32 protein-coding genes are annotated in these 24,352 nt (G+C 66.0%); 14 read left to right on the top strand and 18 right to left on the bottom strand.

Features of this window, described 5'->3' with window-relative positions; translation table 11 throughout:
• Positions 1-729, bottom strand: a complete 729-nt coding sequence (locus VA599_RS03390) for a substrate-binding periplasmic protein (RefSeq protein ID WP_021476661.1) — start codon at positions 727-729, stop codon at positions 1-3.
• 425 nt (positions 730-1,154) lie between these two features.
• Here VA599_RS03390 and VA599_RS03385 point away from each other — a divergent pair, with 425 nt between their 5' ends.
• On the top strand, positions 1,155-2,570 hold the full coding sequence (locus VA599_RS03385) for an alanine/glycine:cation symporter family protein (protein WP_021476660.1): 1,416 nt from the start codon (positions 1,155-1,157) through the stop codon (positions 2,568-2,570).
• Positions 2,571-2,663: 93 nt separating this feature from the next.
• On the opposite strand, the gene VA599_RS03380 is transcribed toward VA599_RS03385, so the two are convergent.
• Both VA599_RS03380 and VA599_RS03375 read right to left on the bottom strand, forming a co-directional pair.
• Complete coding sequence (locus tag VA599_RS03380) at positions 2,664-3,215, bottom strand: hydrolase (protein ID WP_346787673.1); 552 nt, start codon at positions 3,213-3,215, stop codon at positions 2,664-2,666.
• Between the two features lie 77 nt (positions 3,216-3,292).
• Positions 3,293-3,622, bottom strand: a complete 330-nt coding sequence (locus tag VA599_RS03375; protein WP_346787672.1) for a DUF7709 family protein — start codon at positions 3,620-3,622, stop codon at positions 3,293-3,295.
• Between the two features lie 95 nt (positions 3,623-3,717).
• Between VA599_RS03375 and VA599_RS03370 the strand changes: the two genes are divergently transcribed.
• From VA599_RS03370 to VA599_RS03355, 4 genes are all read left to right on the top strand, one after another.
• Positions 3,718-4,461 carry a helix-turn-helix transcriptional regulator gene (locus VA599_RS03370; RefSeq protein ID WP_346787671.1) on the top strand — a complete coding sequence of 248 codons (744 nt, stop codon included), beginning with the start codon at positions 3,718-3,720 and terminating at the stop codon, positions 4,459-4,461.
• A gap of 116 nt (positions 4,462-4,577) precedes the next feature.
• Entirely contained in the window at positions 4,578-5,093 is a 516-nt protein-coding gene (locus VA599_RS03365; RefSeq protein WP_021476656.1) for a GNAT family N-acetyltransferase, read from the top strand.
• Positions 5,090-5,599: a GNAT family N-acetyltransferase gene (locus VA599_RS03360; RefSeq protein ID WP_104947933.1), complete on the top strand. Its 510-nt coding sequence runs from the start codon at positions 5,090-5,092 to the stop codon at positions 5,597-5,599. The genes VA599_RS03365 and VA599_RS03360 overlap by 4 nt, the downstream gene beginning before the upstream one ends.
• Positions 5,596-6,105 (top strand): GNAT family N-acetyltransferase, encoded by a 510-nt coding sequence (locus VA599_RS03355; protein ID WP_346787670.1) that lies wholly within the window; start codon positions 5,596-5,598, stop codon positions 6,103-6,105. The genes VA599_RS03360 and VA599_RS03355 overlap by 4 nt, the downstream gene beginning before the upstream one ends.
• Before the next feature lie 78 nt (positions 6,106-6,183).
• On the opposite strand, the gene VA599_RS03350 is transcribed toward VA599_RS03355, so the two are convergent.
• The gene (locus VA599_RS03350; RefSeq protein ID WP_166440142.1) at positions 6,184-6,351 is read right to left on the bottom strand and encodes a hypothetical protein; all 168 of its coding nucleotides are present in this window, start codon (positions 6,349-6,351) and stop codon (positions 6,184-6,186) included.
• A 177-nt stretch (positions 6,352-6,528) separates the two neighbouring features.
• Here VA599_RS03350 and VA599_RS03345 point away from each other — a divergent pair, with 177 nt between their 5' ends.
• Complete coding sequence (locus VA599_RS03345; RefSeq protein WP_021476652.1) at positions 6,529-7,428, top strand: LysR family transcriptional regulator; 900 nt, start codon at positions 6,529-6,531, stop codon at positions 7,426-7,428.
• A gap of 34 nt (positions 7,429-7,462) precedes the next feature.
• Here the strand turns inward: VA599_RS03345 and VA599_RS03340 are convergent, their stop codons facing one another.
• From VA599_RS03340 to VA599_RS03290, 11 genes are all read right to left on the bottom strand, one after another.
• The gene (locus tag VA599_RS03340; protein WP_231151190.1) at positions 7,463-7,636 is read right to left on the bottom strand and encodes a hypothetical protein; all 174 of its coding nucleotides are present in this window, start codon (positions 7,634-7,636) and stop codon (positions 7,463-7,465) included.
• A 216-nt stretch (positions 7,637-7,852) separates the two neighbouring features.
• The gene (locus VA599_RS03335) at positions 7,853-9,094 is read right to left on the bottom strand and encodes a uracil-xanthine permease family protein (protein ID WP_152526890.1); all 1,242 of its coding nucleotides are present in this window, start codon (positions 9,092-9,094) and stop codon (positions 7,853-7,855) included.
• Positions 9,095-9,134: 40 nt separating this feature from the next.
• Positions 9,135-9,785, bottom strand: a complete 651-nt coding sequence (locus VA599_RS03330; RefSeq protein ID WP_346787669.1) for a hypothetical protein — start codon at positions 9,783-9,785, stop codon at positions 9,135-9,137.
• Positions 9,786-9,858: 73 nt separating this feature from the next.
• Complete coding sequence (gene upp / locus VA599_RS03325) at positions 9,859-10,491, bottom strand: uracil phosphoribosyltransferase (protein ID WP_021476648.1); 633 nt, start codon at positions 10,489-10,491, stop codon at positions 9,859-9,861.
• Between the two features lie 168 nt (positions 10,492-10,659).
• The gene (gene grxD / locus VA599_RS03320) at positions 10,660-10,971 is read right to left on the bottom strand and encodes a Grx4 family monothiol glutaredoxin (RefSeq protein WP_346787668.1); all 312 of its coding nucleotides are present in this window, start codon (positions 10,969-10,971) and stop codon (positions 10,660-10,662) included.
• Between the two features lie 68 nt (positions 10,972-11,039).
• Positions 11,040-12,407 carry a chloride channel protein gene (locus tag VA599_RS03315; protein WP_346787667.1) on the bottom strand — a complete coding sequence of 456 codons (1,368 nt, stop codon included), beginning with the start codon at positions 12,405-12,407 and terminating at the stop codon, positions 11,040-11,042.
• Between the two features lie 136 nt (positions 12,408-12,543).
• The gene (locus VA599_RS03310) at positions 12,544-13,797 is read right to left on the bottom strand and encodes an RsmB/NOP family class I SAM-dependent RNA methyltransferase (protein WP_346787803.1); all 1,254 of its coding nucleotides are present in this window, start codon (positions 13,795-13,797) and stop codon (positions 12,544-12,546) included.
• Positions 13,793-14,929 (bottom strand): DUF3108 domain-containing protein, encoded by a 1,137-nt coding sequence (locus VA599_RS03305; RefSeq protein ID WP_346787666.1) that lies wholly within the window; start codon positions 14,927-14,929, stop codon positions 13,793-13,795. The genes VA599_RS03310 and VA599_RS03305 overlap by 5 nt, the downstream gene beginning before the upstream one ends.
• On the bottom strand, positions 14,930-15,571 hold the full coding sequence (gene purN, locus VA599_RS03300; protein ID WP_346787665.1) for a phosphoribosylglycinamide formyltransferase: 642 nt from the start codon (positions 15,569-15,571) through the stop codon (positions 14,930-14,932).
• 130 nt (positions 15,572-15,701) lie between these two features.
• The gene (gene purM / locus VA599_RS03295) at positions 15,702-16,739 is read right to left on the bottom strand and encodes a phosphoribosylformylglycinamidine cyclo-ligase (protein ID WP_346787664.1); all 1,038 of its coding nucleotides are present in this window, start codon (positions 16,737-16,739) and stop codon (positions 15,702-15,704) included.
• A gap of 38 nt (positions 16,740-16,777) precedes the next feature.
• Positions 16,778-16,963, bottom strand: coding sequence for a hypothetical protein (locus VA599_RS03290; protein ID WP_346787663.1), 186 nt, complete (start codon positions 16,961-16,963; stop codon positions 16,778-16,780).
• Positions 16,964-16,979: 16 nt separating this feature from the next.
• On the opposite strand from VA599_RS03290, the gene hda reads away from it, so the two are divergent.
• From hda to VA599_RS03265, 5 genes are all read left to right on the top strand, one after another.
• On the top strand, positions 16,980-17,654 hold the full coding sequence (gene hda / locus VA599_RS03285; protein ID WP_011137161.1) for a DnaA regulatory inactivator Hda: 675 nt from the start codon (positions 16,980-16,982) through the stop codon (positions 17,652-17,654).
• A complete protein-coding gene (locus tag VA599_RS03280) occupies positions 17,651-18,343 on the top strand; it encodes a histidinol-phosphatase (protein WP_099427500.1) in 693 nt (230 codons plus the stop codon). The genes hda and VA599_RS03280 overlap by 4 nt, the downstream gene beginning before the upstream one ends.
• A gap of 98 nt (positions 18,344-18,441) precedes the next feature.
• Entirely contained in the window at positions 18,442-19,317 is an 876-nt protein-coding gene (locus VA599_RS03275; protein ID WP_346787802.1) for an ATP-binding protein, read from the top strand.
• A 35-nt stretch (positions 19,318-19,352) separates the two neighbouring features.
• Positions 19,353-20,288, top strand: coding sequence for a Nudix family hydrolase (locus VA599_RS03270; RefSeq protein WP_346787662.1), 936 nt, complete (start codon positions 19,353-19,355; stop codon positions 20,286-20,288).
• Complete coding sequence (locus VA599_RS03265) at positions 20,285-20,722, top strand: hypothetical protein (protein ID WP_346787661.1); 438 nt, start codon at positions 20,285-20,287, stop codon at positions 20,720-20,722. Before VA599_RS03270 ends, VA599_RS03265 begins: the two co-directional genes overlap by 4 nt.
• A 62-nt stretch (positions 20,723-20,784) precedes the next feature.
• Here the strand turns inward: VA599_RS03265 and VA599_RS03260 are convergent, their stop codons facing one another.
• From VA599_RS03260 to VA599_RS03250, 3 genes are all read right to left on the bottom strand, one after another.
• Entirely contained in the window at positions 20,785-20,985 is a 201-nt protein-coding gene (locus VA599_RS03260) for a hypothetical protein (RefSeq protein WP_021476637.1), read from the bottom strand.
• Between the two features lie 159 nt (positions 20,986-21,144).
• A complete protein-coding gene (gene ubiA, locus VA599_RS03255; RefSeq protein WP_346787660.1) occupies positions 21,145-22,020 on the bottom strand; it encodes a 4-hydroxybenzoate octaprenyltransferase in 876 nt (291 codons plus the stop codon).
• Positions 22,017-22,550, bottom strand: coding sequence for a chorismate--pyruvate lyase family protein (locus VA599_RS03250; RefSeq protein WP_199776188.1), 534 nt, complete (start codon positions 22,548-22,550; stop codon positions 22,017-22,019). The genes ubiA and VA599_RS03250 overlap by 4 nt, the downstream gene beginning before the upstream one ends.
• Positions 22,551-22,743: 193 nt before the next feature.
• Between VA599_RS03250 and VA599_RS03245 the strand changes: the two genes are divergently transcribed.
• The 3 genes from VA599_RS03245 to VA599_RS03235 all read left to right on the top strand — a co-directional run bounded on the left by VA599_RS03245 (position 22,744) and on the right by VA599_RS03235 (position 24,311).
• On the top strand, positions 22,744-23,088 hold the full coding sequence (locus VA599_RS03245) for a CidA/LrgA family protein (protein WP_021476634.1): 345 nt from the start codon (positions 22,744-22,746) through the stop codon (positions 23,086-23,088).
• Complete coding sequence (locus VA599_RS03240; protein WP_021476633.1) at positions 23,085-23,789, top strand: LrgB family protein; 705 nt, start codon at positions 23,085-23,087, stop codon at positions 23,787-23,789. The genes VA599_RS03245 and VA599_RS03240 overlap by 4 nt, the downstream gene beginning before the upstream one ends.
• Positions 23,790-23,852: 63 nt before the next feature.
• Positions 23,853-24,311 carry a SixA phosphatase family protein gene (locus tag VA599_RS03235; RefSeq protein WP_021476632.1) on the top strand — a complete coding sequence of 153 codons (459 nt, stop codon included), beginning with the start codon at positions 23,853-23,855 and terminating at the stop codon, positions 24,309-24,311.
• Positions 24,312-24,352: the final 41 nt, after the last annotated feature.

Here is a 24,352-nt window from a genome sequence, read left to right as displayed (position 1 = left end):
TCATTGCGCCCAGCGCTGGAATATCGGCTGCAGCGCGCCGCTCTGCTGCAGCCGTTTCAGCGCCGCTTCGAATTGCCGCGCGCGCGGATCGCCCTTGGCGAAGGCCACGTAGCGCGGCATTTCCACCAGCGGCCTGGGCAGCACTCTCACCAGGCCGGCCGCCTTTTGTTCCTGAACGAAGTACATCAGTTGCACCTTGTCGCCCACGATGACGTCCACCCGGCCGGCCAGCAGCATCGCCACCAGCTGGCGCGGCGAGCCGGCGTGGTCGTCTCGGGTGAGCGGGGCTTTGTCGAATTCGGTGTCGTAGCTGTAGCCGCGCACCTGGCCGATCACATAGGGCTTGAGATCGTCCAGGCCGCGCCAATCCTGCAGCGGGTTGCGCTTCATGGCGACGAACACCGTCTGGCCCTTGCGCAGCGGGCCGGCCAGATCGTACTGCGCGCGGCGCTCCAGAGTGCCGGTGAACACGAAGCCGGCGTCAGCTTCTTTCAGCGCCAGTTGCTGTTTCACCCGTTCCCAGGGCAGCAGGCTGATGCGAAAAGGCTGGCCGGTTTCGCGCATCACCGCGCTGACCAGCTCCACGTCCAGCCCTTGGGGCTCCATATCGTCGGACAGATAGCTGTATGGCTCGAAATTGGCGTCCGCCGCCAGCCGCCAGGGCGGCTTGTCGGCGGCCAGGGCGGCCGCGGCGGCCAATAGCAACACGCACCAGAGCAGGGACTTCATCCGAGCCTCGATTCCTGTGTCGGCGGGCCATCCGGATGGCCGGATTCGGGCCGAATGCTTCAGCTTAGCATTTGGATAGGGCGGCTAAGCGTTCCCCCGAATACATTTTTCAGACAGTCTGTTTGCAATTCGTTTACTTATTTTTGATTGTCAGCATGGGAACTTTATTGCTAGATTTTTGCGCATTCCAGCCCGCCCAGGGCGGAATGATGCGGCTGACATCCCTGCCAGTGTGACTTTCCCCCCACTCGAGCCATTCCGCGCGCGGCCCTCCGCCGGCCTGCCTATCCTTCTATTTTGTTAGGCGCAGCATGAAACGGGGGCCCTGCGGCCGCTCGCAATGATTTCACCCGGCGTCAGACCGGGAGATTGTCCCGCGGCTTCGCGCCGGGGACGCCGATACGCTCAGGACAACAAGGAAAACCATGGAGTTGCTTCATTCTTTGATCAATGCCGTCAACGACGTGCTGTGGGGCAAGGTGCTGATCGCCCTGCTGTTGGCGGTGGGCCTGTATTTCTCGCTGCGTTCCGGCCTGCTGCAGCTGAGGTTGTTCTCGCGCGGCTGGCGCGAAATGATGGGCGGCCGCGGCGGCCATGTCAGCAAGAATGACATCTCGCCGTTCCAGGCCTTCGCCACTGGCCTCGCCAGCCGGGTAGGCACCGGCAACATCGCCGGCGTCGCCATCGCCATCGCCGCCGGCGGACCCGGCGCGGTGTTCTGGATGTGGCTGACCGCCTTGCTCGGCATGTCCAGCGCCTTCGTCGAGTCGACGCTGGCCCAGCTGTTCAAGACCAGCCACCATGACGACACCTTCCGCGGCGGCCCCGCCTATTACATCCAGAAAGGCCTGGGCCTGCGCTGGCTGGGCGTGCTGTTCGCGCTGTGCCTGATCCTGGCTTTCGGCCTGGTGTTCAACGCGGTGCAGGCCAACTCCATCGTCGCCGCGACCGAAGGCGCCTGGGGCTGGAACCGCTACGCGGTGGGCGTCGGCCTGGTGCTGTTGACCGCGCCGGTGATCTTCGGCGGCGTGCGTTCGGTGGCGCGGGTGGCGGAATGGCTGGTGCCGGTGATGGCGCTGATCTATCTGCTGATGGCCTTCTACGTGCTGGCCATCCACGCGGCGGAGCTGCCGGGCCTGGTGGTGCTGATCGTCAAGAGCGCGCTGGGCCTGGAGCAGGCCGCCGGCGGCGTGGCCGGCTACGCGGTCAGCCAGGCGATGATGCTGGGCATCAAGCGCGGCCTGTTCTCCAACGAGGCCGGCATGGGCTCGGCGCCGAACGCCGCCGCGACGGCCACTTCCAAGCATCCTGCCAGCCAGGGCGCGATCCAGATGTTCGGCGTGTTCATCGACACCATGGTGGTGTGCACCGCCACCGCGGCCATCATCCTGCTGTCCGGCGTGCATGATCAGGGCCTGAGCGGCGTGGCGCTGACGCAGAAGGCCGTCGAGTCGCAGTTCGGCCCGATAGGCGTGTCCTTCCTGGCGGTGGCGATGTTCCTGTTCGCGTTTTCGTCCATCCTGGGCAACTACGCCTACGCCGAGGGCAATGTCGAGTTCATCCGCAGCAACAAGCGCGCGCTGCTGGGCTTCCGCCTGGTGGTGCTGGCCATGGTGCTGTTCGGCGCGCTGGCCAGCCTGCCGCTGGTGTGGGACATGGCCGACCTGGCGATGGGCCTGATGGCGCTGATCAACCTGGTGGCCATCGTGCTGCTGTCGCGCTACTTCTTCACCGTGCTGGGCGATTACCAGCGCCAGTTGAAGGCCGGCGTCGCCGCGCCCGAGTTCAAGGCGGACAAGTATCCGGAACTGGCCGCCAAGGTGGAAAAGGGCATCTGGTAAGCCCGCTGGCGCAATCCGCGCTTTCCATGAGCAAGCCCGCCGTTTCCGGCGGGCTTTTGCGTTTGGGGCCGTTCGAAAGACCGCGAGCAGACGTTAGGGTTGATCGCCCAGCAGGTAGCGATGGCTCATCGCCTTGAAGTGGTCGCCGCCCGATTTCTCAAGCAGCTCGAACAGCACCATCTCGCGGCTGACGATGACCGCGCCGGCCGCGCGCATCCGCGCCGTCGCCAGTTCGATGTCGGCGGGCTTGCGGCTGGAGATCGCGTCGGCGACGACGAAGACCCGCTTGCCGACGGCCAGCAACTGCAGCACGGTCTGCAGCACGCAGACGTGCGCCTCCATGCCGCAGACGATGATCTGCTTCTTTTCCGTCAATGCCGGCGGCAGGCAGTCGGCCGCCACGCAGGAGAAATGCAGCTTGTCGACCGTCTGCGCGTCGGGCGCGGCCTCCCGCAGCGCGGCCAGCGTGCCGCCCAGGCCGCGAGGGTATTGCTCGGAAAACACAATGGGCAGGCCGTGGTCGCGTGCCACGCCTATCAGCCAGCGGCTGCGCGCCAGCAGCCCCTCCGCATCATGCACCGCCGGCAACAGCTTGTCCTGGATGTCCACTACCAAGAGGCCGGCTTCCTGTCTTTGCATCAGCATGTTCCGCTCCTGTCGATTCGAGGCTACAGCTTAACGCCAAAGCGGAGGCGAGGGGCTGGGGCGGCGCAGAAATATGCCTATGTGTTGTTCGATTGGCCAGCCTGCCAGCGGCTGGCCATTTTGCCGACCAGCTGGCGGCCGGGATTGCCGGCACGGATCCATTCTTCGGGCGGGAACAGATCGAACAGGCCCACCTTGAACAGCGTCGGCACCGCCAGTTCCAGCTGGCGCTCCACTTCGCCGCGCTCGCCCTGGTTGTAGGCGGCGATGTTGACCAGCATGGCCGCGACGGTACCGGTTTGCACTGTGCTGCCGTCGCGCAGCTTCACCGCCGGCAGCGTCTCGCCGTCGGCGATGACTTTGCGGTTGATCGCGGACAGGGCTTCGGTGTGCTGTACATGTTTCATGGCTAACTCCTTGCGTGGAATGAGCGCCCAGTATCGCGCTGGCAGGATTGGCCTGCTTTCCATATAGTGCCAATAGATATCTATAAAGGGCCAATATGGAGCGAGCCATTCTGCCGGGACTGACGGTGGCGGCGCTGCGGCGCGGCGCCGGCGATCAGACCGCGCGCCATGTCCACGCCGAGGGGCAGCTGGCATGGGCCAGCGAAGGCGCTTTGGAGCTGGAGGCAGACAGTCGGCGTATCCTGCTGCCGGGCGGTTGCGTCGGCTGGATTCCGCCTGGCATGCCGCATGGCGCGCATTATCATGGCGAGCTGCGCGGCTGGAGCCTGCAGCTGGATGCCGCCTGGCTGCCGGATCTGCCGCCGGACCTGCGCGTGTGGCGGGCCTCGCCGCTGCTGCAGGGCGTGTTCCAGCGGCTGGGCGCCTGGCCGGCGCAGGCCGACGCGGACCCCGCCCGGCGGCTGATCGGGGTTCTGGCGGACGAGCTGGCCTGGGCCGAGCCCTATCCTGCCAGCCTGGCCTGGCCCAGCCATCCGGCGCTGCGCAAACTGGCGGAAGCGCTGCTGCATGATCCGTCGCTGGATTGGGATCTGGAGCGCTGGGCAGGTCATGTGGGCATGTCGCGGCGCAGCCTGATCCGCCATTTCCGCGCGGAAACCGGCATGGGCGTCGCCGAGTGGCGCGAGAGGCTGCGCATGCTTCGGGCCAGGGCGCTGCTGGCCGAGGGGCGGTCTGTCAGCTACTGCGCGGCGGAGCTGGGCTATGCCGGCAGCAGCGCCTTCATCGTCGCTTTCCGCCGCTGCTTCGGGGAGACGCCGGGGCATTACTTGTCTGCATAAAAATTATATTGCAATGCACAATAGTTATTTGGCATGATGATCTGCCGGGCCTGACGGCGATCCCGCCTGTGCCCATCAACTCAGAGCCTGTCCGCCATGGCTCCCAGGAGACCATCATGTCCCAGTCTTACCTGATCCGTTCCGTCGAACCGTCCGACGCCGCCGCCATCCACCGCATCAAGACCGCGCCGGGCGTTTATCCCGATACTTTGCAGTTGCCGCACCAGCCCCTGTCCGTCACCGAGAAGCAACTGAATGAGCGGCCGGCCAACATCCATCACCTGGTGGCCTGTGCCGATGGTGAAGTGGTTGGCTCGGCCGGACTGATCGTCAACGAAGGCATGCGGGTGCGCCACAGCGCCGACCTGTTCCTGGTGGTGCGCGACGACTGGCAGGGCAAGGGCGTCGGCGGGGCCTTGATGCGCGCCGTCGTCGATCTGGCCGACAACTGGCTGGGCCTGATCCGCATCGAGTTGAAGGTGATCCACGACAATGCCCGCGCCATCGCGCTGTACGAGAAGTTCGGCTTCGAATACGAGGGACGGCTGCGCCAGGAACAGCTGCGCGCCGGCAAGCTGGAGGATGTGCTGGTGATGGGCCGGCTGAACTGGCCGCGGAGGGCTGAGCCATGAGCGACTATCGAATCCGCCATGCGGAGCCGTCCGACGCCGAGGCCTTGAACGCGATGTTCAGCGACCCGGCCGTGTTCGGAGCCATGCTGGGCCTGCCTTGGCCATCCTTGAGCAGGCGGCGCGAGTGGCTGCAGAAAAACGAGCATGGCAGGGTCGTGCTGGTGGCGGTCGACGGCGACGGCCGGGCGCGGGGCTGGGCCGGATTGATACCGCTGGGCCGCGAGCGTCTGCTGCGCGCGGCGGAGCTGGGCATAGGCGTCGACGCCGGCTTGCACGGCCTGGGCATAGGCTCGCTGCTGATGGCCGCGGCGCTGGAGCAGGCCGACGACTGGCTGGGCCTGCGCCGCGTCGAGCTGACGGTGTTCGCCGACAATGCCCGCGCCCAGCGTCTGTACCGCAAGTTCGGCTTCGTCGAGGAAGCCAGGATGCGCGCCTACGCGCTGCGCGACGGCGCCTACCACGACGTGCTGGCGATGGCGCGCTTGCGAGAGGAGGGGGCGCGATGAGCGAATTCCGCATCCGCCACCTGGAGCTGGGCGACGCGGCGGCGCTGAGCGAGCTCTATGCCGACGCCAGCGTTTATGGCAATACGCTGCAACTGCCCTATCCATCGGAGTGGAAGCTGGGGGCGAGAATGGATGGTTTGCTGCGAGCCGGCCGCTATCAACTGGTCTGCGAAGCGGATGGGGGCAAGATGGCCGGCAGCGCCGGCTTGTGGCGCCTCGATGATGAGCGCTTGTCGCATATTGCCGGCCTGGGCATTGTCGTGCACCGCGGCTGGCAGGGGCGCGGCGTCGGCAAGCTGCTGATGGCGGCCTTGCTGGACCTGGCCGACAACTGGATAGGTTTCGAGCGGATCGAGTTGACGGTTTATCCCGACAATCTGGCGGCGCAAGCCTTGTACCGCCGTTTCGGCTTCGTGGAGGAGGCGAGGATGCGCGCGCACTCGTTCCGCGACGGCGCTTACCACGATGCCCTGTTGATGGGACGCTTGCGCGGCGGCCGCGTCTGAAGAAGGTGGTGCGGGTATGAGAAAACGCGCCGCGGACCATCCGGTCCGCGGCGCGTTTGTCTTGCCAGTGGGAGGCGCTTACTTCTGGGCCGGAGCCTGTTGTTGCACTTGCTGTTGGGACTGGCCTTGCAGCTGGGCATCCATGCGGTCGCGCATGGCTTTCATATTGTCGTTGCCTTCGCCGGCGATGGCGGCGCCGGACAGCAGGATCAGGGACAGGGCGGCGATGGCGGTTTGCTTCAGCATGGTGGTTTCCTTTCAGTGTGTGGATTGCCAGCTTTCGCTTATGCATCAAAAATATTGATGTCTTATTTCGAGTATCGCTGGCTTCTTGTTACGGATACCATTCTAGGACGGACATCTCTGCGATAAAATCGGAAAGAACCGAACGATACATTCAAAAAAATTGAATTAGGTGTGGCGATGAAACTGACTCTGGAAGCGATTCAGGTGCTGGATGCGATCGAACAGCACGGCAGCTTCGCCGCGGCGGCCGAGGCGTTGTTCAAAGTGCCTTCGGCGCTGACATATACCGTGCAGAAGCTGGAGCAGGGCCTGGGCGTGGCCATTTACGACCGCAGCGGCCACCGCGCGCGGCTGACGCCGGCCGGCGAGCGCTTGTTGAAGGATGGCCGCCACCTGCTGGACGCGGCGCGCCAGTTGGAGCTTCGGGTCAGCAAGCAGGCCCAGGGCTGGGAGGACAGGCTGCGCATCGTGGTCGGCGACCTGGTCGGCTTCGAACAACTGTTGCCGACCATCGCCGATTTCGATCTGTTGCAATCGGACACGCGGCTGCATTTCATCCGCGAAAGCTTTGGCGGCATATGGGATGCGTTGTACGACGACCGCGCCGACCTGGTGATAGGCGCGCCCAACCAGCCGCCACCAGGGGATTACTTCACCCGCGACATCGGCGACTACGATTTCGTGCTGGTGGCCGCGGCCAGCCATCCGCTGGCGAACGAGCCGGAGCCGGTGCCGCCGCATGCGCTGCGCCGCTACCGCGCGGTGGCGGTGGGCGACACCTCCCGCCGGCTGCCGGCGAGAACCGGCGGCCTGCTGGAAGGGCAGCAGGTGCTGACCGTGCACAGCAGCCAGGCGAAATTGAAAGCCATCGTCGCGGGACTGGGCACCGGCCACCTGCCGCGCTCGCACGTGCTAGCCCATCTGGACCGCGGCGAACTGGTGGAAAAGGCGGAAGAGGAAAGCGGAAGCTTCCCGCCGATGTGCTTCGCCTGGAAGCAGGAACAGCCGGGGCGGGCGATGCAGTGGTTCATCCAGCGGCTGGAGCTGGCGGTGGAGCGGGGCGAGCTGTATGTATGAGAGCGCCGCCGGCGGGCCGGCGGCGTGACTGCGCTCAGCCGTCGGATGGGATGGAGTTGTTTTGCGGAATCATCGGCGCCGGCTGGCCATGCAGCTGGGCGTCCATCCTGCCGCGCATCGCCCACATCACGGACAGGCCATCGCCGGCCATGACGGAGCCGGAAAGCGTCAAAAGCGCGAGAGCGGTGACAACGAGGGTTTTCAACATGGCTTTCTTCCTTGTTCTTGGCTTGGAATCAGGCCGCGTCAAGCCGCTGTGGGCAGGTGTTGCTGGTTTGGGCAGCAGTTTGGCTACGGTCTACCGCGCCGCGGCGTAGGGCCGCGGCGCTGATTTCCAGTGTAGACCTTGTCAGGCGCATTGACGTGTGCCCAGTTGTGAAAGATTTTTAAATCCAATAGTTTATGTAAACGTGTTGAAGCCGCGCTAGATGTCTTGTCCCTCGACGATGCCGTCATGGCTGGCCGCCTGGCGCGGCAGGATCAGGTTCAGGATGATGGCCAGCAAAGAGCACAGGCCGACGCCGGACAGCGCGAAATCGCCCAGCTTCAAAGTCAGGCCGCCGATGCCGGCGGTCAGCACCACCGAGATGATCACCAGATTGCGCGGCTCCATCAGGTCCACCTTGGCCTCGATCAGCGTCTTCAGGCCGATGGAGGCGATGGTGCCGAACAACAGCACCATGATGCCGCCCATCACCGGCATCGGAATGGACTGCAGCAGCGCGTTGAACTTGCCGAAGAAGGCCATGCAGATGGCGAACACCGCCGCCCAGGTCATGGTCACCGGGTTGAAGTTGCGGGTGATCATCACCGCGCCGGTCACTTCGGCGTAGGTGGTGACCGGCGGGCCGCCGATCAGGCCGGCCACGCACACGCCCAGGCCATCGCCGGCCAGCGTGCGGTGCAGGCCGGGGGTCTTGGTGTAGTCCTTGCCGGTGACGCCGCCGATGGCCATCACGCCGCCGATGTGCTCGATGGCCGGGGCGATGGCCACCGGCAGCATGAAGGCCGCCGCCGCCCAGTTGATCTCCGGGCTGTGGAAGGCGGGCGCGGCGAACCACGGCGCGGCGGCCAGCTTGGCGAAGTCCACCGCGCCGAGGAAGGCGGCGGCGATGTAGCCGACGACGACGCCGGCCAGAATCGGCACCAGCTTGAACATGCCGCGGGCGTAGATGGACACCACGATGGTGGTGGCCAGCGAGATGGCGGCCAGCAGCAGCGAAGTTTCATACGGCAACACCTGCTTGCCGCCGGCCTGGCCCATCGCCATGCCGGAGGCTGCGGTGGCGACCGATAGGCCGATGATCATGATCACCGGGCCGATCACCACCGGCGGCAGCAGCTTGTTGACCAGCGCCATGCCGCGCCAGCGCACCACGGCGGCGAACACGAAGTACATGAAGCCGGCGGCGAACAGGCCGAACATGGTCGCGCCCTGGCCCCAGGTATGGATGGAGTAGATGATGGGGCCGATGAAGGCGAAGGAGGAGCCGAGGAAAATCGGCACCTGGCGGCCGGTGCAGACCTGGAACAGCAGGGTGCCGAGGCCGGCGCCGAGCAGCGCCATCGCCGGATTCAGGCCGGTGAGCAGCGGCACCAGAACCAGCGCGCCGAAGGCGACGAACAGGATCTGGGCGCCGGACACCGCCAGCTTGAGTTGTTGCATCATCATTCTTCCTTGTTTTGGTTTTGTAATCTTGTAGTCTTCACACGGCGCAATACATCACCGCCTGCGCCAGCGTATTGTCCACATCGGCGGCCACCATGCTGCGGCTGCGGAAATCCAGCACCATCCGCTGCACCGCCTCGTAGCATTCATAGTTCGGTTTCGGTTGGTAATGGATGTCCACGCCCAGCCGCGCCGCCACTTTCTTCACCGTCGTCGGCTTGATGCAGACGTGGAGCTGCGGATCGAAGCAGGCCAGAAAGCAGCTGACGATCGGCCATTTGGCGGCGTTGGCTTTGGGGTCCATCCGCGCCATCGCCAGCGTGTCGACATAGGCGGCGAAGCTGTCCGGGCCGAAATCATGAAGCACGTCGCGCAAGGCCTGGACGAAGGGCAGGTTCAGGTCGCGGTTGTCCATGTAGTTGCGGAAGGCGATCTTCTCGAAGGTGCTGACCGTGGTGGCCAGCGAGATGATCTGGCGGCAGGCGTGCGTGGCGTCGGCCAGTTTGCCGCTGGCCAGCGCCGTGTCCAGCTTGGCGCGGGTCAGTTCGCTCTGGCACAGCGCCTCGGCCTTGGCGTAGCTTTTGTGTCTGCGCGCCAGCGTCTGCCAGTCAGGGTCTTGAAAGCCGCCCGGGAAGCGGGCGAGAAAGTCGGCGTCTATCGCGGCGTAGCGGTCATCCATGACGTTCATCCTTCATCCTTGCGGGCTTGCAAAAAAGCCGCCGGCTGCGGAAGCAACGGGCGGCTGATTGGGTGCATGGCGCTCAGGCCTGCTTGGTGCCGAAGATTTTGTCGCCGGCGTCGCCGAGGCCGGGGATGATGTAGCCGTGCTCGTTCAGATGGCTGTCGAGCGAGGCGGCATAGAGCTGCACGTCCGGGTGGGCGTCGTTGACGATCTTCACGCCTTCCGGCGCGGCCACCATCACCACGGCTTTGATGGTTTTGCAGCCATTGCGCTTCAGGAGGTCGATGGTGGCGATCAGCGAGCCGCCGGTGGCCAGCATCGGGTCGATGATGATGGCGATGCGCTCGTCCAGGTTGCCGACGAATTTTTCAAAGTAGGACACCGGCTCCAGCGTCTCTTCGTTGCGGGCCAGGCCCACCACGCTGATCTTGGCCGAAGGCACCAGGTCAAGCACGCCGTCCAGCATGCCGATGCCGGCGCGCAGGATGGGGACCACGGTGACTTTCTTGCCCTTGATCTGCTTGACGTCGATCTTGCCGCACCAGCCGTCGATGGTGACGGCTTCCAGTTCGAAATCGCGGGTGGCTTCGTAGGCGAGCAGGCGGGCCAGCTCCTGGGTCAGCTGGCGGAACTTCATGGTGCTGGTGTCGGCTTCGCGCAAAAGACCCAGCTTGTGCTGTACCAGCGGATGATCAACGATGGTGATGTTCAATTTCGGCTCCCTACCTTGGCAAAAAGCTGCTTGCCCGCGATGGCAAACAGCTTTCAATACATATGACAGCGGCAGCCGCAAGGCTGCCGTGGATGGTATGGGGCATCATTCTAACGCGGATGGCCGCCAAAACGCAAAACCCGGCCGGGGCCGGGTTGCTGGAAAAGCTTACAGGTCTTTCAGCAGATCCTGCAGTTCGCCGTTCTGGAACATCTCGTACATGATGTCCGAACCACCGACGAATTCGCCCTTCACGTACAGCTGGGGGATGGTCGGCCAGTTGGAGAAATCCTTGACGCCCTGGCGGATGTCCGGATCGCGCAGCACGTCCACGGTCAGGAAGTTGTCCACGCCACAGGCTTTCAGGATTTGCACCGCGCGCGAGGAGAAGCCGCACTGCGGGAACTGGGCGGAACCCTTCATGAACAGCACCACCGCGTTGTTGGCGACGGTCTGCTGGATATCTTGTTGAATCGACATGTATTGAATCCTTGCTGTTGGCCGGCGCTATTTCCGCCGGAAATACCCGATCATTTCAATAAGTTATTTTACGTGCGGGCGGCAGGCTGGTCAATTTGGCCGGCCTTGGCCTGCCACTGCGGCAGGAACAGCCGCACCTGGCCCTCGTACAGCGCGCGCCGGGCCACCAGCCGCGATACCGAGGCCGCCACCAGCGCGGTGGCCATCAGCGGGATGATCATGCCCGAGGTGTCGGTCATCTCCATCACGATGACGAAACCGGTCATCGGCGCCCGCGTCATGCCGGCGAAGAAGCCCACCATGCCCAGCAGCACCACCATGGTCTGCGGCAGGAAGGGCATCAGCTGCGACATGTTCAGGCCGAAACCGGCGCCGACGGCCAGCGACGGCGCGAACATGCCGCCGGGCACCGCGCTGATGTGGCTGACGAACATGCTGATCAGCTTCAGCACGCCGTAGTCCTGCAGCGCCGCGCCGTGGCCCTCGATGATGTCGCGGGCGCGGAAGTAGCCGGTGCCGAAGGTGCTGCCGTGGCTGATGATGCCGATCACCGCCAGCGCCAGGCCGCAGCCGGCGGCGAAGCGCACCGGGTAGCGGATGCGCCAGCCGTGCAGCGGGCCGGGCAGCCGGGAGGACAGCGCCAGCAGCACTCGGCAGGCCAGCCCGCCTATCAGGCCGCCGACGACGCCGCAGATTGGTATGGCCAGCCAGGCCTGCTTGCTGTCCATCGCCACGTGGACGATGCCGAAGTAGTTGTAGTTGCCGTTGATGGCGAAAGTGGTGAGGCCGGCGACGATCACCGACAGCAGGATGGTGGAGCTGGCGCGCATGTCGAAGGCGCGGCCCATTTCCTCGATGGCGAACACGATGCCGGCCAGCGGCGCATTGAAGGCCGCGGCCACGCCGGCGGCCCCGCCGGCCAGGATGAAGCTGCGGGCCGCGCCGTCGTGGCGCTGCGCGGCCTTGCGGTTCAACGAATACTTGATCGCCGCGCCCACCTGGACGATGGGACCCTCGTAGCCGAAGGTGGCGCCGGAGCTGATGCCGATCAGCGTCAGCAGCACCTTGCCGAAGGCGGCCTTCAGGGTAAAGCAGTATTCGCGCAGCTTGTGCATGCCGGGCTCCAGCGCGGCGATGGATTGTGGAATGCCGCCGCCGGCGGAGCTGGGGAAGAAGCGGTGCATGATCCAGATCGCCAGCGCCAGCCCGGCCGGCGTGATCAGCAGGCTCCAGTACGGCGACGCGTCGTAGGCTTTGAAGAACAGGTCATGCGACCAGTGGCTGCCCCGGGCGAACACATAGGCCACCAAGCCGATCAGGATGGCCGCGATCCACACCGGCACCTGGCGCCGCCATTGCGCGGCGGACAGGTAGAGGTAACGCAGGCGGCGGTTGATGCGCTGGCGTCTGGAACGGCTGGGTAGGTGGTCCTGCATCGGGCGGGCGGCTCCTGGGGGCGTTAAACGCCGGTTTTTAAATCACTCTTGTCTAATATACTATGATCCGGCCTCGAATACGAGCGCGGCCCGCCTGCGCATGGCAAGCGGGCCGCCGCTGATAGCCTTGTCCTGCTTAGGCCTGGCTGCGTTCCAGCACCGCGGTGAAGAAACCGTCTGTGTTATGCAGATGCGGTTTCAGCTCCAGATAGTCGCCGCATTGCAGCGGGATTTTCTGCTCGGCCAGCACTTCGTCCATCTTCACCAGCCTGAAGTCGGCGTGTTCGGCGAGGAAGGCCTCGACGATGGCCTGGTTTTCCTGCGGCAGCAGGCTGCAGGTGGCATACACCAGGCGGCCGCCGCTCTTCACCAGCCGCGAGGCGGAGGCGAGGATGGACGCCTGCTTGGCGTTCAACTCGGCCACGCTGTCCGGGCTCTGGCGGAATTTCAGGTCCGGGTTGCGGCGCAAGGTGCCCAGGCCGGAGCAGGGCGCGTCCACCAGCACGCGGTCGGCCTTGCCGGCCAGGCGCTTCACCTTGGAGTCGTTCTCGTGCGCCAACAGCTGCGGATGCACGTTGGACAAGCCGGAGCGGGCCTGGCGCGGCTTGAAGTTGGCCAGGCGCTTCTCAGAAACATCAAACGCATACAGGCGGCCGCTGGATGACATCTGCGCGCCCAGCAGCAGCGTTTTGCCGCCGGCGCCGGCGCAGAAATCCACCACCATTTCGCCGCGGCGCGCGCCGGTGATCAGGCCCAGCAGCTGGCTGCCCTCGTCCTGCACCTCGAAGGCGCCGGCCTTGAACAGCTCGTGCTTGGACAACGCCGGCTTGTCTTTCAGACGGATGCCCAGCGGGGAGTACGGCGTGGCTTCGCAGGCGATGCCGTCCGCGTTCAGGCGGTCCAGCAGCTCTTCGCGCTTCATCTTCAGCGTATTGACGCGCAGATCCAGCGGCGCCATCGACATCAGGCCCTGGCCCAGCGCTTCCACCGCTTCCGGCGTTTGCTCGCCCAGGCGCTCGATCACCCATTGCGGCAGCTCGGCCCGGATTTCCAGGCTGTCTTCCAGCGTCTTGCCCTTGACCGTGCCCAGCCATTCGCGCTCGCCGGCGCTGGTGGCCTCGGTCAGCTCCTTGACGTTCAGCTTGTTGAACTTCATCAGCGCCACCAGCGCCAGGCGGCGCGGCGTGGCCTTTTCCGGCGCGATCAGCGCGCGCAGCTGGATCAGGCGGCGCAGCGCGCCGAAGGCGGTCTCGGCGATCAGATGGCGGTCGGCGCTGCCCAGCTTGTTGTGCTCGCGGAAGTAGGCGGACAGCACGGCGTCGGCCGGGCGGTCGAAGCGGGTCATCTGGCCGATGACGGTTTCCAGGTGTTTCAGTTGGCTATGGCTAATGTGCATTCTTGTTCCGTATCGTCGGTTGCGGCGGCAGTTCCCACTGCCGCTTGCCGTTCACGTCTACGCGGATCGCTTTCAGTTCGATCCGCTTGTCCTTGTCGGCGCGGATGATGCGCACCGGCAAGTTGGCGAAATCCGGGGCCAGCCAAAATTCGGTGAAGTCTCCGTCGCCCTGGGCGCGGAACACGATCACGCGCATCTTGCCGGCGCCGGTGTCGTAGTCGAAGGCGCCGTTCGGCGCCATCGGGTATTCGTAAACCTTCTTGGCGGTGGTGATCTGTATCGGTGCATGGCCCAGATCGCCGCCCTTCAGCGCCAGCTGGAAAGCCAGGCTGAACGCGTCCTGCGCGCCGGGCTTCAGCGGCAGCTGCTTGTCTTCGCCGCTGCCGTAACGCAGCAGGCCGGCGTCGTAATCGAAGCGGGCCGCTTCCTTCAGATCCCCGCCGCGGAATGACTGCATGCTGTCCGGCCGCAGCCCGGACTTGCCTATCGTCCCTAGTGCAAGATAGCGCAGCTTGGGGCCGATGAAAGGACTGACCGTGATGTCCAACTGGTAACGGCCCTGGCTGCGCTGCCAGTCCAGATCGCCGAAGCCGAGCATCGCGCTGTTCCAGTACCCTTGGTAGCGGATCTTGGCGGCGGCGGGGAACTGCCGCAGCGGCGCGTCCGGGTGGATAAGGCCGGCCTTGTCCGCGCTGTTCTCGCGCGGCGCGTTTTCCGCGACCGGCGCGCTGGAGGCTTGCTCCGCCGTTGCTTGCCGTGGGGCTTCCGCAGCGGGTTCGGAGCTGACTTGGGGCGCCGAAGCGGTTTTGGCCGCCGGGGCCGAGGCTTCCGTTTTGGCCTGCTCCGCCGGCTTGGAGGCTTCGCGCTTGCGGGCCGGCTTGGGCTTGGGCTTCGGTTTTGGCTTCGTCGTCTCAGCCGGCCGCAGGCTGACGCCGGCGGCGGCCGGATCGCGCGGCGGCGGCGTCTCGTCCAGCCGCATCGCCTGCATCTTGACGTCTATCTTCTCAAGCTTGGGCTCGTCAGCCGGCGGCGCGCTGATCGCGGGCAGCAAGTCGGAGCCGAGCAACGCGAGGTGCAGCAGCAACGACAGGACAAGGGCGATCAGCAGCAGACGGCGACGGGTCATTTAGGCCTTGCTTGAGGGTACGGGCGACAGCAGGCTGGCGGCGGCTCCGGCGCCGCTGGCCACCTTGCCGTCCACGACGGCGATCTCGCCGGCGGCGAAGCGGCGCACCGCTTCCGGGTACAGCTGGTGTTCCAGTTTCAGCACGCGCGCGGCCAAGCTGTCCGGCGTGTCGCCGTCCAGCACGCTCACCGCGCCCTGGGCGACGATGGGGCCGTGATCCAGCTCGGCGGTGACGAAGTGTACCGTGCATCCGGCCAGTTTGCAGCCCATTTCCAATGCCCGCTCATGGGTGTGCAGGCCGGGGAAGGCCGGCAGCAGTGACGGGTGGATGTTGAGCATCCGGCCCTCGTAGCGGCGGGTGAAGCCTTCGGTCAGGATGCGCATGAAGCCGGCCAGCACCACCAGATCGGGCGCATGGGCGTCGATGGCCTCGGCCAGCGCGGCGTCGAAGGCCTCGCGGCTGGCGTAGGCCTTGTGGTCCAGCGCCGCCGTGGCGATGCCGCGTTCGGCCGCCCAGGCCAGGCCGGCCGCGTCCGGGCGATTGGCGATCACCGCCGCGACGCGGGCGTCTGGAATGCCGGCGTCGACGATGGCCTGCATATTGGAGCCGCGGCCGGAAATCAGGATGACGATGTTTTTCATGGCTCTTGTCCGGAATGGCTTGCCATTCCTGTTCGTTGCGATTGCGCCGGCTTGGTTCCATCCGCCCGGCGATAAACGACAAGCGCCGCCGGCGGGGCCAGCGGCGCAGGGCGCTACTTGCGGAAAAGCCTTAGGCTATCTGGGTCTGGTGCTCGTCGCCCGCGCGCTCGCGCACCTGGCCGAGGCGGTAGACGGTTTCGCCGGCTTCGCGCAGCAGCGCCATCGCCTGTTCGGCGTGTTCCGGCGCCACCACCACCACCATGCCGATGCCGCAGTTGAAGGTGCGGTACATCTCCTGGATGTCCACATTGCCTTCGCGCTGCAGCCACTGGAACAGCTTGGGCAGCTGCCAGCTGGCGGCGTCGATCTGGGCGACGGTGCCCGCCGGCAGCACGCGCGGGGTGTTCTCGGTGATGCCGCCGCCGGTGATGTGGGCCATGCCCTTGACCGGCAGCGCTTCCATCAGCTTCAGCAGCGGCTTGACGTAGATGCGGGTCGGGGCGATCACCGCGTCGCGCAGGGTCTTGCCGCCGTCGAACGGCGCGTCCAGCTCAGGCTGCGCGCGGTCGATGATCTTGCGCACCAGCGAGTAGCCGTTGGAGTGCACGCCGTTGGAGGCCAAGCCCAGCACCACGTCGCCGGCGACGATGTCGCGGCCGCTGATCACCTTGCTCTTTTCCACCACGCCGACCGCGAAGCCAGCCAGGTCGTACTCGCCGGCGGGGTACATGCCCGGCATCTCGGCGGTTTCGCCGCCGGTCAGCGCGCAGCCCGCTTGTTCGCAGCCGGCGGCGATGCCCTTGATCACCTCGGTGGCCTGGGCCACGTCCAGCTTGCCGCAGGCGAAATAGTCGAGGAAGAACAGCGGCTCGGCGCCCTGCACCAGGATGTCGTTGACGCTCATCGCCACCAGGTCGATGCCGACGGTGTCGTGGCGGTTCCAGTCGAAAGCCAGCTTGAGCTTGGTGCCTACGCCGTCGGTGCCGGAAACCAGCACCGGCTCCTTGTACTTCTTGGAGATCTCCACCAGTGCGCCGAAACCGCCGATGCCGCCGAGCACTTCCGGGCGCATGGTGCGCTTGGCAAAAGGCTTGATGTTTTCGACCAGCGCGTCGCCGGCGTCGATGTCTACGCCGGCATCACGGTAACTGAGGGACGTGGTGTTCAAGATAATCTCGCTTTCTGCAAACTTGAAATATTTTTACATCAAGCTTTCGCCGGTGCGAAAGCACTGTATTTTAACTGAAAATCGGCAAAAAGGCTGATGCGGCGGACAGGCTTTTTCCTTTGCGGCCTTGATTTGCCGATGTCATCAATCTTGTCCGGGAAAATGGCGGTTCCAACGGCGGGCCGTATCGTCGTAAAATCGAGCTTATTGATGTCAGCACGCAACGCAGCACCGCAAACTTTGGACCAGCTCGTACTCGATCTCACGCCCACGCCGCTGCCGGCCTTCGACAACTTCCTGGCCGAGCGCAACCGTGAAGTGATCACCGCACTGACCGCCACCGAAGGCGAACGCTTCATCTATTTATGGGGCGAGCCCGGTTGCGGCAAAACCCATTTGCTGCAGGCCTGGATCGCCCACGCCGAGCGGCTGGGGCGCGCCGCCATCTATCTGGACGGCAAGGGCGACCACTTGCCGGACTTCGCGCGCGAGGCCAGCTTCATCGCGGTGGACCATGTCGACGACCTGGCGCCGGACGACCAGATCATGCTGTTCTCCTTCTACAACTCGCTGAAAGAGGGCGGAGAGGGGCGGCTGCTGATGGCCGGGCGCAAGCCGCCGGTGGCGCTGTCGGTGCGCGACGACTTGCGCACCCGCCTGGGCTGGGGCCTGGTGCTGGAGGTGAAGGCGCTGTCGGATGACGACAAGCTGGCCGCGCTGCGCAGCCACGCCGCCAACCGCCAGCTGTCGATACCCGACGACGTTTACCGCTACCTGCTCACCCACTGGCGGCGCGACCTGACCAGCCTGATCTCGATGATAGACATGCTGGACCGCTACTCGCTGGCGCTGAGGCGCCCGATCACCGTGCCGCTGGTGAAAAACGTTTTGCAAACCGCCACCCCGGAATCATGACGACAGCCACTCCCGCCAAACGCAGGCTCGCCCTGTTCGACCTCGACCACACTCTGATCGCCGGCGACTCCGATTTCGAATGGCCGCGCTTCCTGATCAAGCGCGGCATTCTGGACGCCGCCCAGTACGACGAGCGCAACAGCTATTTCTACCGCCAGTACCAGAACGGCACGCTGGACATGAACGAGTACCTGGCGTTCATCCTGGCGCCGCTGACGCGCTTCTCGCGCCATCAGCTGGACGAGCTGCACGCCGATTATCTGGAAAACCACATCAAGCCGCTGATTCCGAACAAGGCGCGCGAGCGGCTGGCCGCCCACCGGGCCGAGGGCGACCAGATCGTCATCATCACCGCGACCAACCGCTTCATCACCGGGCCGATCGCCCGCGAGCTGGGCGTCGAGCACCTGATCGCGATCGAGCTGGAGCAAGACGCCGACGGCAATTACACCGGCCGCCCGACCGGCGTGTTGAGCTTCAAGGAAGGCAAGATCACCCGCATCGAACAGTGGCTGGCGGAGCGCGGCGAGAGCTGGGACAGCTATGCCGAGAGCTTCTTCTACAGCGACTCGCACAACGACCTGCCGCTGATGAAACTGGTGGACAATCCGGTGGCGGTGGACGCCGACGACAAGCTGCGGGCTTATGCCGAGGAGCATGGCTGGCCGGTGATCTCGTTGCGCGATTGATTGGGGCGCGGCCGGCAAAACGCCTGGCTGATGTACTGTTTTAACGGCCTGCCGCCTTCGTGGCAGGCTGTTTTCTTATCGGCAGAAAGGAACGCATGATGGACGCCCTGCAGGATTTTCTATGCCGCGCCGAGGCGGTGCTGTCCCGGCTGGAGCCGATGCTGCCGCCGCCGCGGCGCGAGCCGGATTGGAGCGCGCAGGCCTTCCGCTGGCACCGCCAGGGCCTGGCCGGCTGGCTGGAGGCGGTGCATGAGCCGCATTCGGTGGAGATGGGCCGGCTGGCCAGCGTGGATGTCCAGCGCGAGCAGCTGCTGGCCAACACCCGCCAGTTCGTCGAAGGCCTGCCGGCCAACAACGTGTTGCTGACCGGCGCGCGCGGCACCGGCAAGTCGTCGCTGGTCAAGGCGCTGCTGCCCGCGTTCGGCCGCGAGGGGCTGCGCTTGATCGAGATCGACCGCGAACATCTGGCCGATCTGCCGCAACTGGTGGAATTGCTGGTCGGACGGCGGGAGCGTTTCATCCTGTTTTGCGACGACCTGTCGTTCGAGCACGGCGACGCCGGCTACAAGGCGCTGAAGAGCGCGCTGGACGGCGGCCTCTCGCGCCGCTGCGACAATCTGCTGGTGTACGCGACATCCAACCGCCGGCACCTGCTGCCGGAACAGATGAGCGAGAACCGCGAGGGCTGGCTGCATGACGGCGAGATCCACCCCGGCGAGGCGGTGGAGGAGAAGGTGTCGCTGTCGGACCGTTTCGGCCTGTGGCTGTCGTTTTATCCGTTCGATCAGGACGCCTACCTGGCGGCGGTCAAGGAATGGCTGGGCCATTTCGGCCTGAAGTGCGGCGACAAGGCCGAGCGCGCGGCGCTGCAGTGGAGCCTGTCGCGCGGCAGCCGCTCCGGCCGGGTGGCCTGGCAGTTCGCCTGCCACTGGGCGGGCAGCCAGAAACTGGCCAAGAAGGCCGGCAGGAAATGACCCGGGCGGCATGCGCCCATACACAGATTGAAGACATGACGAGCGACAAGATCATAGACGTGGTAGCCGGCGCGCTGATGCGGCCGGACGGCAGTTTCATGCTGGGCAGCCGCCCGGAGGGCAAGCCCTACGCCGGTTACTGGGAGTTTCCCGGCGGCAAGGTGGAGCCGGGCGAGACGCCGCTGGAGGCGTTGAAGCGCGAGTTCCACGAGGAAATGGGCATCATCGTCACCGCCGCCACGCCGTGGCTGACCAAGATCCACCATTACGAGCACGCTTCGGTCCACCTGCGATTCTTCCGCATCTGGGACTGGCAGGGCGAACCGCAGCCGCGCGAGGCGCAGTCCTTCGCCTGGCAGCGGCCGGGCCGCTACACGGTGGAGCCGATGCTGCCGGCCAACGGGCCGATACTGAAATCGCTGGAGCTGCCGGCCTGCTATGCGATCACCTGCGCCGCCGAGATCGGCGTCGAGACGCAGCTGGCGCGGCTGGCCGAGCGCGACTGGGGCATGGTGCAGGTGCGCGAGCATGAGATGGGGCATGAGGAGTTGGCCGATTTCGTCGCCCGCGCCGCCGCCATCGTCCGTCCGCGAGGCGGCAAGCTGGTGGTCAACGCCGATCCGGCCTGGCTCACCGGCTGGCCGGTGGACGGCGTGCATCTGACAGGCGCGCGCCTGGCCGCGCTGGCGGAGCGGCCGGCGTTCGACTGGGTGGGCGCGTCGATACACGGCGCGGTCGAGTTGGCGCGCGCAGGCGAATTGGGCCTGGACTACGCGCTGTTGAGCCCGGTGGCGCCCACCGTCACGCATCCCGGCGCGGCGCTTTTGGGCTGGGATGGTTTCGCCGCCTGTCTGGCCGATGGGGTGCCGCTGCCGGTGTACGCCTTGGGCGGCATGAGCGTCGAGGATCTGGATCTGGCCCGCCTGCATGGCGCCCATGGCGTGGCGCTGATGCGGGGGGCATGGCGATGACGGCCAAGCAGCGCAAGCTGCTGATCCTGGGCGCGGCGCTGCTGGCCTTCGGGGCCGTCAAGTTCGGCCTGATCTACTACTGGTATCTGCATAACAGACAGCCGGCCGCGCCGGCGGCGCAGGCGCTGTCATGCGACATCGAACGCGGCGCCTGCGCGCTGCCGGGCGGCGGCGCGCTGCGTTTTTCCGCCCGGCCGTCCCATGGCCAGCCTTTCGAGATTCGGCTGGACGGCGTGGCGGCGGATGCCGCCCCGACCGCCGACTTCACGATGCCGGACATGGACATGGGCTTCAACCGCTACACTTTCGTTCGCGACGGCGAAGGATGGAAGGCCAGGGTGATCCTGCCGATGTGCGTCAGCGGCAGCCGTGACTGGAGGGTGGAAGTGAAGGCGGGCAAGACGGCGTATCTGCTGCCGTTCCGCGTGCGCTGAAGGCGCTGGCCGGCCCAATGAAAAAAGCTCCCTTTCGGGAGCTTTTTCGCGCCAGGGGCGGTTTACTTGGCTGCGGAGGCTGCCTTGTGTTTTTGATGCGCGGCGCCGGAGGCGTGTTTCTTGTGCGCTTTTTTCTTGTGGTGCTTCTTGTGCTCGGCCTTGTGTTCCATTTTCTTCTCGGCGGCCGGGGCGGAAGCGGCCGGCGCGGCGAAGGCGGAAGTGGCGAAAGCGGCAGCGATCAGAGCGGTCAGCAGTTTTTTCATGGTATTTACCTTCCAGGAAGACGCTTATTGGTATTGGAAAGCCAAGCTATGGCGCCGGGCTGGCGCCCGGCCTTGCTATGAGCCGCGCCGGCTGGCGAAGTTCATCCCATGATGCTGACGGATGCGTAATTTATTGTAAATGGCATATGGGCCAGTCTGTCAGCCCAGCCAGTAGCTCAATACCACGCCGGCGAATACCGCCGCGCCGACGCGGTTGTTGTCGAGGAAGGCTTTGAAGCATTTGGCGCGGTCGCGGTCCTTGATCTCGAAGTATTGCTGCGCGATCAGGCCGACGGCGGCGGCCAGGCCCAGGTAGTAGGGCCAGGCCAGCTCCAGGTGGAAGCCGATGCCGCACATCAGCACGAGGAAGGCGGCATGGCACAGCATGGTGCCGGCGACGTCATAATCGCCCATGGTGATGGCCGAAGTCTTGATGCCGATCTTCAAATCGTCCGGCTTGTCGGCGATGGCGTAGGCGGTGTCGTAGGCCACCACCCAGAACAGGTTGGCCAGCAGCAGCAGCCAGGCGAGCGGCGGCACCTCGCCGGTTTCGGCGGCGAAGCCCATCGGGATGCCGAAGGAGAACGCCACGCCCAGATAGGCCTGCGGCATCGGGAAGAAGCGCTTGGTGAACGGATAGCTGGCCGCGATCAGCACCGCCGGCACGCTCAGGAGCTTGGTCAGATTATTCAGCGGCAGCACCAGCAGGAAAGACAGGATGGCCAGAAGGGCGGCCAGCAGCAGCGCCTCCTTCTTGCTGACCGCGCCGCGGGCGAACGGGCGCTGGCTGGTGCGCGCGACGTGGGCGTCGTAGTCGCGGTCGGCGTAGTCGTTGATCACGCAGCCGGCCGAACGCATCAGGAAGGTGCCCAGACAGAAGATGGCGATGATGGACAGGTGGGGCGCGCCATGGGTGGCGATCCACAGCGCCCACAACGTCGGCCACAGCAGCAGCAGGGTGCCGATCGGCTTGTCCCAGCGCATCAGCTGCCGATAGTTTTCGTAGCGGTCGCGAACGGCGGCGATCGAGATCACAGGAAATCCTCCAAGGCGGGCAGGAACAGCTCGGTCAGCAGCAGCGGGGAGCCGCCCAGCAGGAATCGGCAGCGGCGGGCCGGGTAGCCGGCCGCCGGCTGGACGCGGCCGGCGGCGGCGGCCAGCGGATGGCCGCCGGCCAGCAGCGCGTAGCGCAGCGGATCGCGGACGAGCTCGGGCAGTTCGCCGAACAGCGTCAGGCCCAGCGAGCGGCTGCCGCGCCGCAGCACCGGCAGCCAGGCCGGGCAGTCGGGACGGGCGGCGCTGCGGGCGAACACCACCGGCGCGTCGTCCAGGGTCAGCAGCACGTGGCGGGCGTATACCGGCTCGCCTTCGGCCAGATCCAGCGCTTCGGCTTCGTCGGCCTGGACGCGGTCCTCGCCCTGGCTGAGCACGGTCACCGCGAAGCGGCGGCCGCCGGCCTGCAGCCGCAGGCTCAGCGAGGCGGGTTCGGTCAGGCAATCCTGGAGGGAATCGGGCAGGGCGGGGGGCGCGGCGCGCCACAGGGCATCGTTTACCATGGCGCGCATTATGCCAAAAGCCGCGGGGGCTTGTCGCCTGCGGCGATACCCGGCGCGGGGACTTGCCGTTATCATGCTCAGAGCCTGCCCACGGTCTTTTTCGCGCGGCGCAACCTGGCCGGCACGGCAAGCGCCGGCGAAAAGCGGCCGCTGCCGGAAAAAGACCGCGGGCAGGTTTTTCGTGCATTGGAGGGGAGGGCGTATGCTGGACCTGCTGTTGTGGCTGCTGGGTTACCAACTGGCCGGAGAGGCGCTGGTGCGCTGGATGGGCTGGCCGATGCCGGGCCCGGTGATGGGGCTGTTGCTGCTGTTCGCCACATTGTGGCTGCGCCGTTCGGTGCCGGAGATCCTGCAGCGCGAGGCGCCTCGCTTTCTCAGCCACATGTCGCTGTTGTTCATCCCGGCCGGCGGCGCGCTGCTGGCCTACGCGCCGATGCTGCGCGCGCATGGCTGGGAGCTGGCGCTGATCATGCTGGCCTCCTCGCTGGCCACGCTGTTGGCCACCGGGCTGGTCCTGAAACTGCTGCTGCGCGGGAGGGGGCATTGACGGCGGCCTGGCTGGACTCGCCGCTGACCGGCGTTTTCGTCACCTTGCTGGCCTACCGGCTGGCGCTGGCTGGACATCGCCGGGGCCATGGCCATCCGCTGGCCAATCCCGTGCTGCTGGGCGTGCTGTTTGTGCTGGCCTGGCTGCTGCTGAGCGGCAGCACCTATCAGCAATACATGAACGGCGCCCGTTTCATCCAGTTGCTGCTGGGGCCGGCGACGGTGGCGCTGGCGGTGCCCTTGTACGGCAATCTGGCGCGCTTGAAGAAAGCGGCGTTTCCCTTGCTGGCCAGCATCGCCGCTGGCGGCCTGGTCGGCATGATCAGCGCGGCGGGCCTGGGCTGGTGGCTGGGCTTCGATCAGCCGGTGCTGGCGGCGCTGGCCACCCGCGCGGTGACCACGCCGATCGCGATGAGCCTGGCCGGCGGCCTGGGCGGCTCGCCCGAGTTGGCGGCGATGTTCGTCATCGTGTCCGGCATCGTCGGCGCGGTGATGGCCCCGCCGCTGTTCAAGCTGCTGGGCTGGGACGACGACATGCTGCTGGGGGTGGCCACCGGCGTTTCCGCGCACGGCATCGGCACCGCCCGGCTGTTCCAGCTGTCCGAGACCGCCGGCGCCTTCGCCGGGTTGGCGATGGGGCTGAACGGCGTGTTCACCGCGCTGGCGCTGCCATGGCTGGTGCGGGCGCTCGGGCTCGGTTAGCATGCGGGGGCGCGCAGGGCCCGGCATCGGGACAGACCGGCGCGCAGTCATAAGGAGAACGACATGGATCTGATTTTGTGGCGCCACGCCGAGGCCGAGGACGGCATCGACGATCTGGCGCGCGCGCTGACCCGGCGCGGACAGCAGCAGGCCAGCCGGATGGCGTCCTGGCTGCGCGACAGGCTGCCGGACGATTACCTGCTGCTGGCGTCGGAAGCGAAGCGCTCGCAGCAGACGGCCGCCTATCTGGCCAAGAGCTACGAGGTGATGCCGGAGCTGAACCCCGGCGCGGACGTGGACGAGGTATTGCAGGCAGTGGGCTGGCCCGAGGCGGGGCGCACGGTGGTGGTGGCCGGCCATCAGCCCTATATCGGCTGGCTGGCGGCGCGGCTACTGTCGGAGCAGCAGCAGATGTGGAGCGTGAAGAAGGGCTCGGTATGGTGGCTGAATCGCCGCGAGCGCGGCGGTTATGAGCAGGTCAGGCTGAAGCTGATGCTGACGCCGGGGATGCTCGAGCCGTGAACCCCGAACCTTCCCCCTGTCCCTGTCCGACGCCCCGCATT

The organism is Chromobacterium indicum (assembly GCF_039708975.1).
GTDB classification, from domain to species: domain Bacteria; phylum Pseudomonadota; class Gammaproteobacteria; order Burkholderiales; family Chromobacteriaceae; genus Chromobacterium; species Chromobacterium piscinae.
The sequence above is the reverse complement of the archived record's forward strand: the minus strand, read 5'-3'. Positions and strand labels throughout refer to the sequence as shown.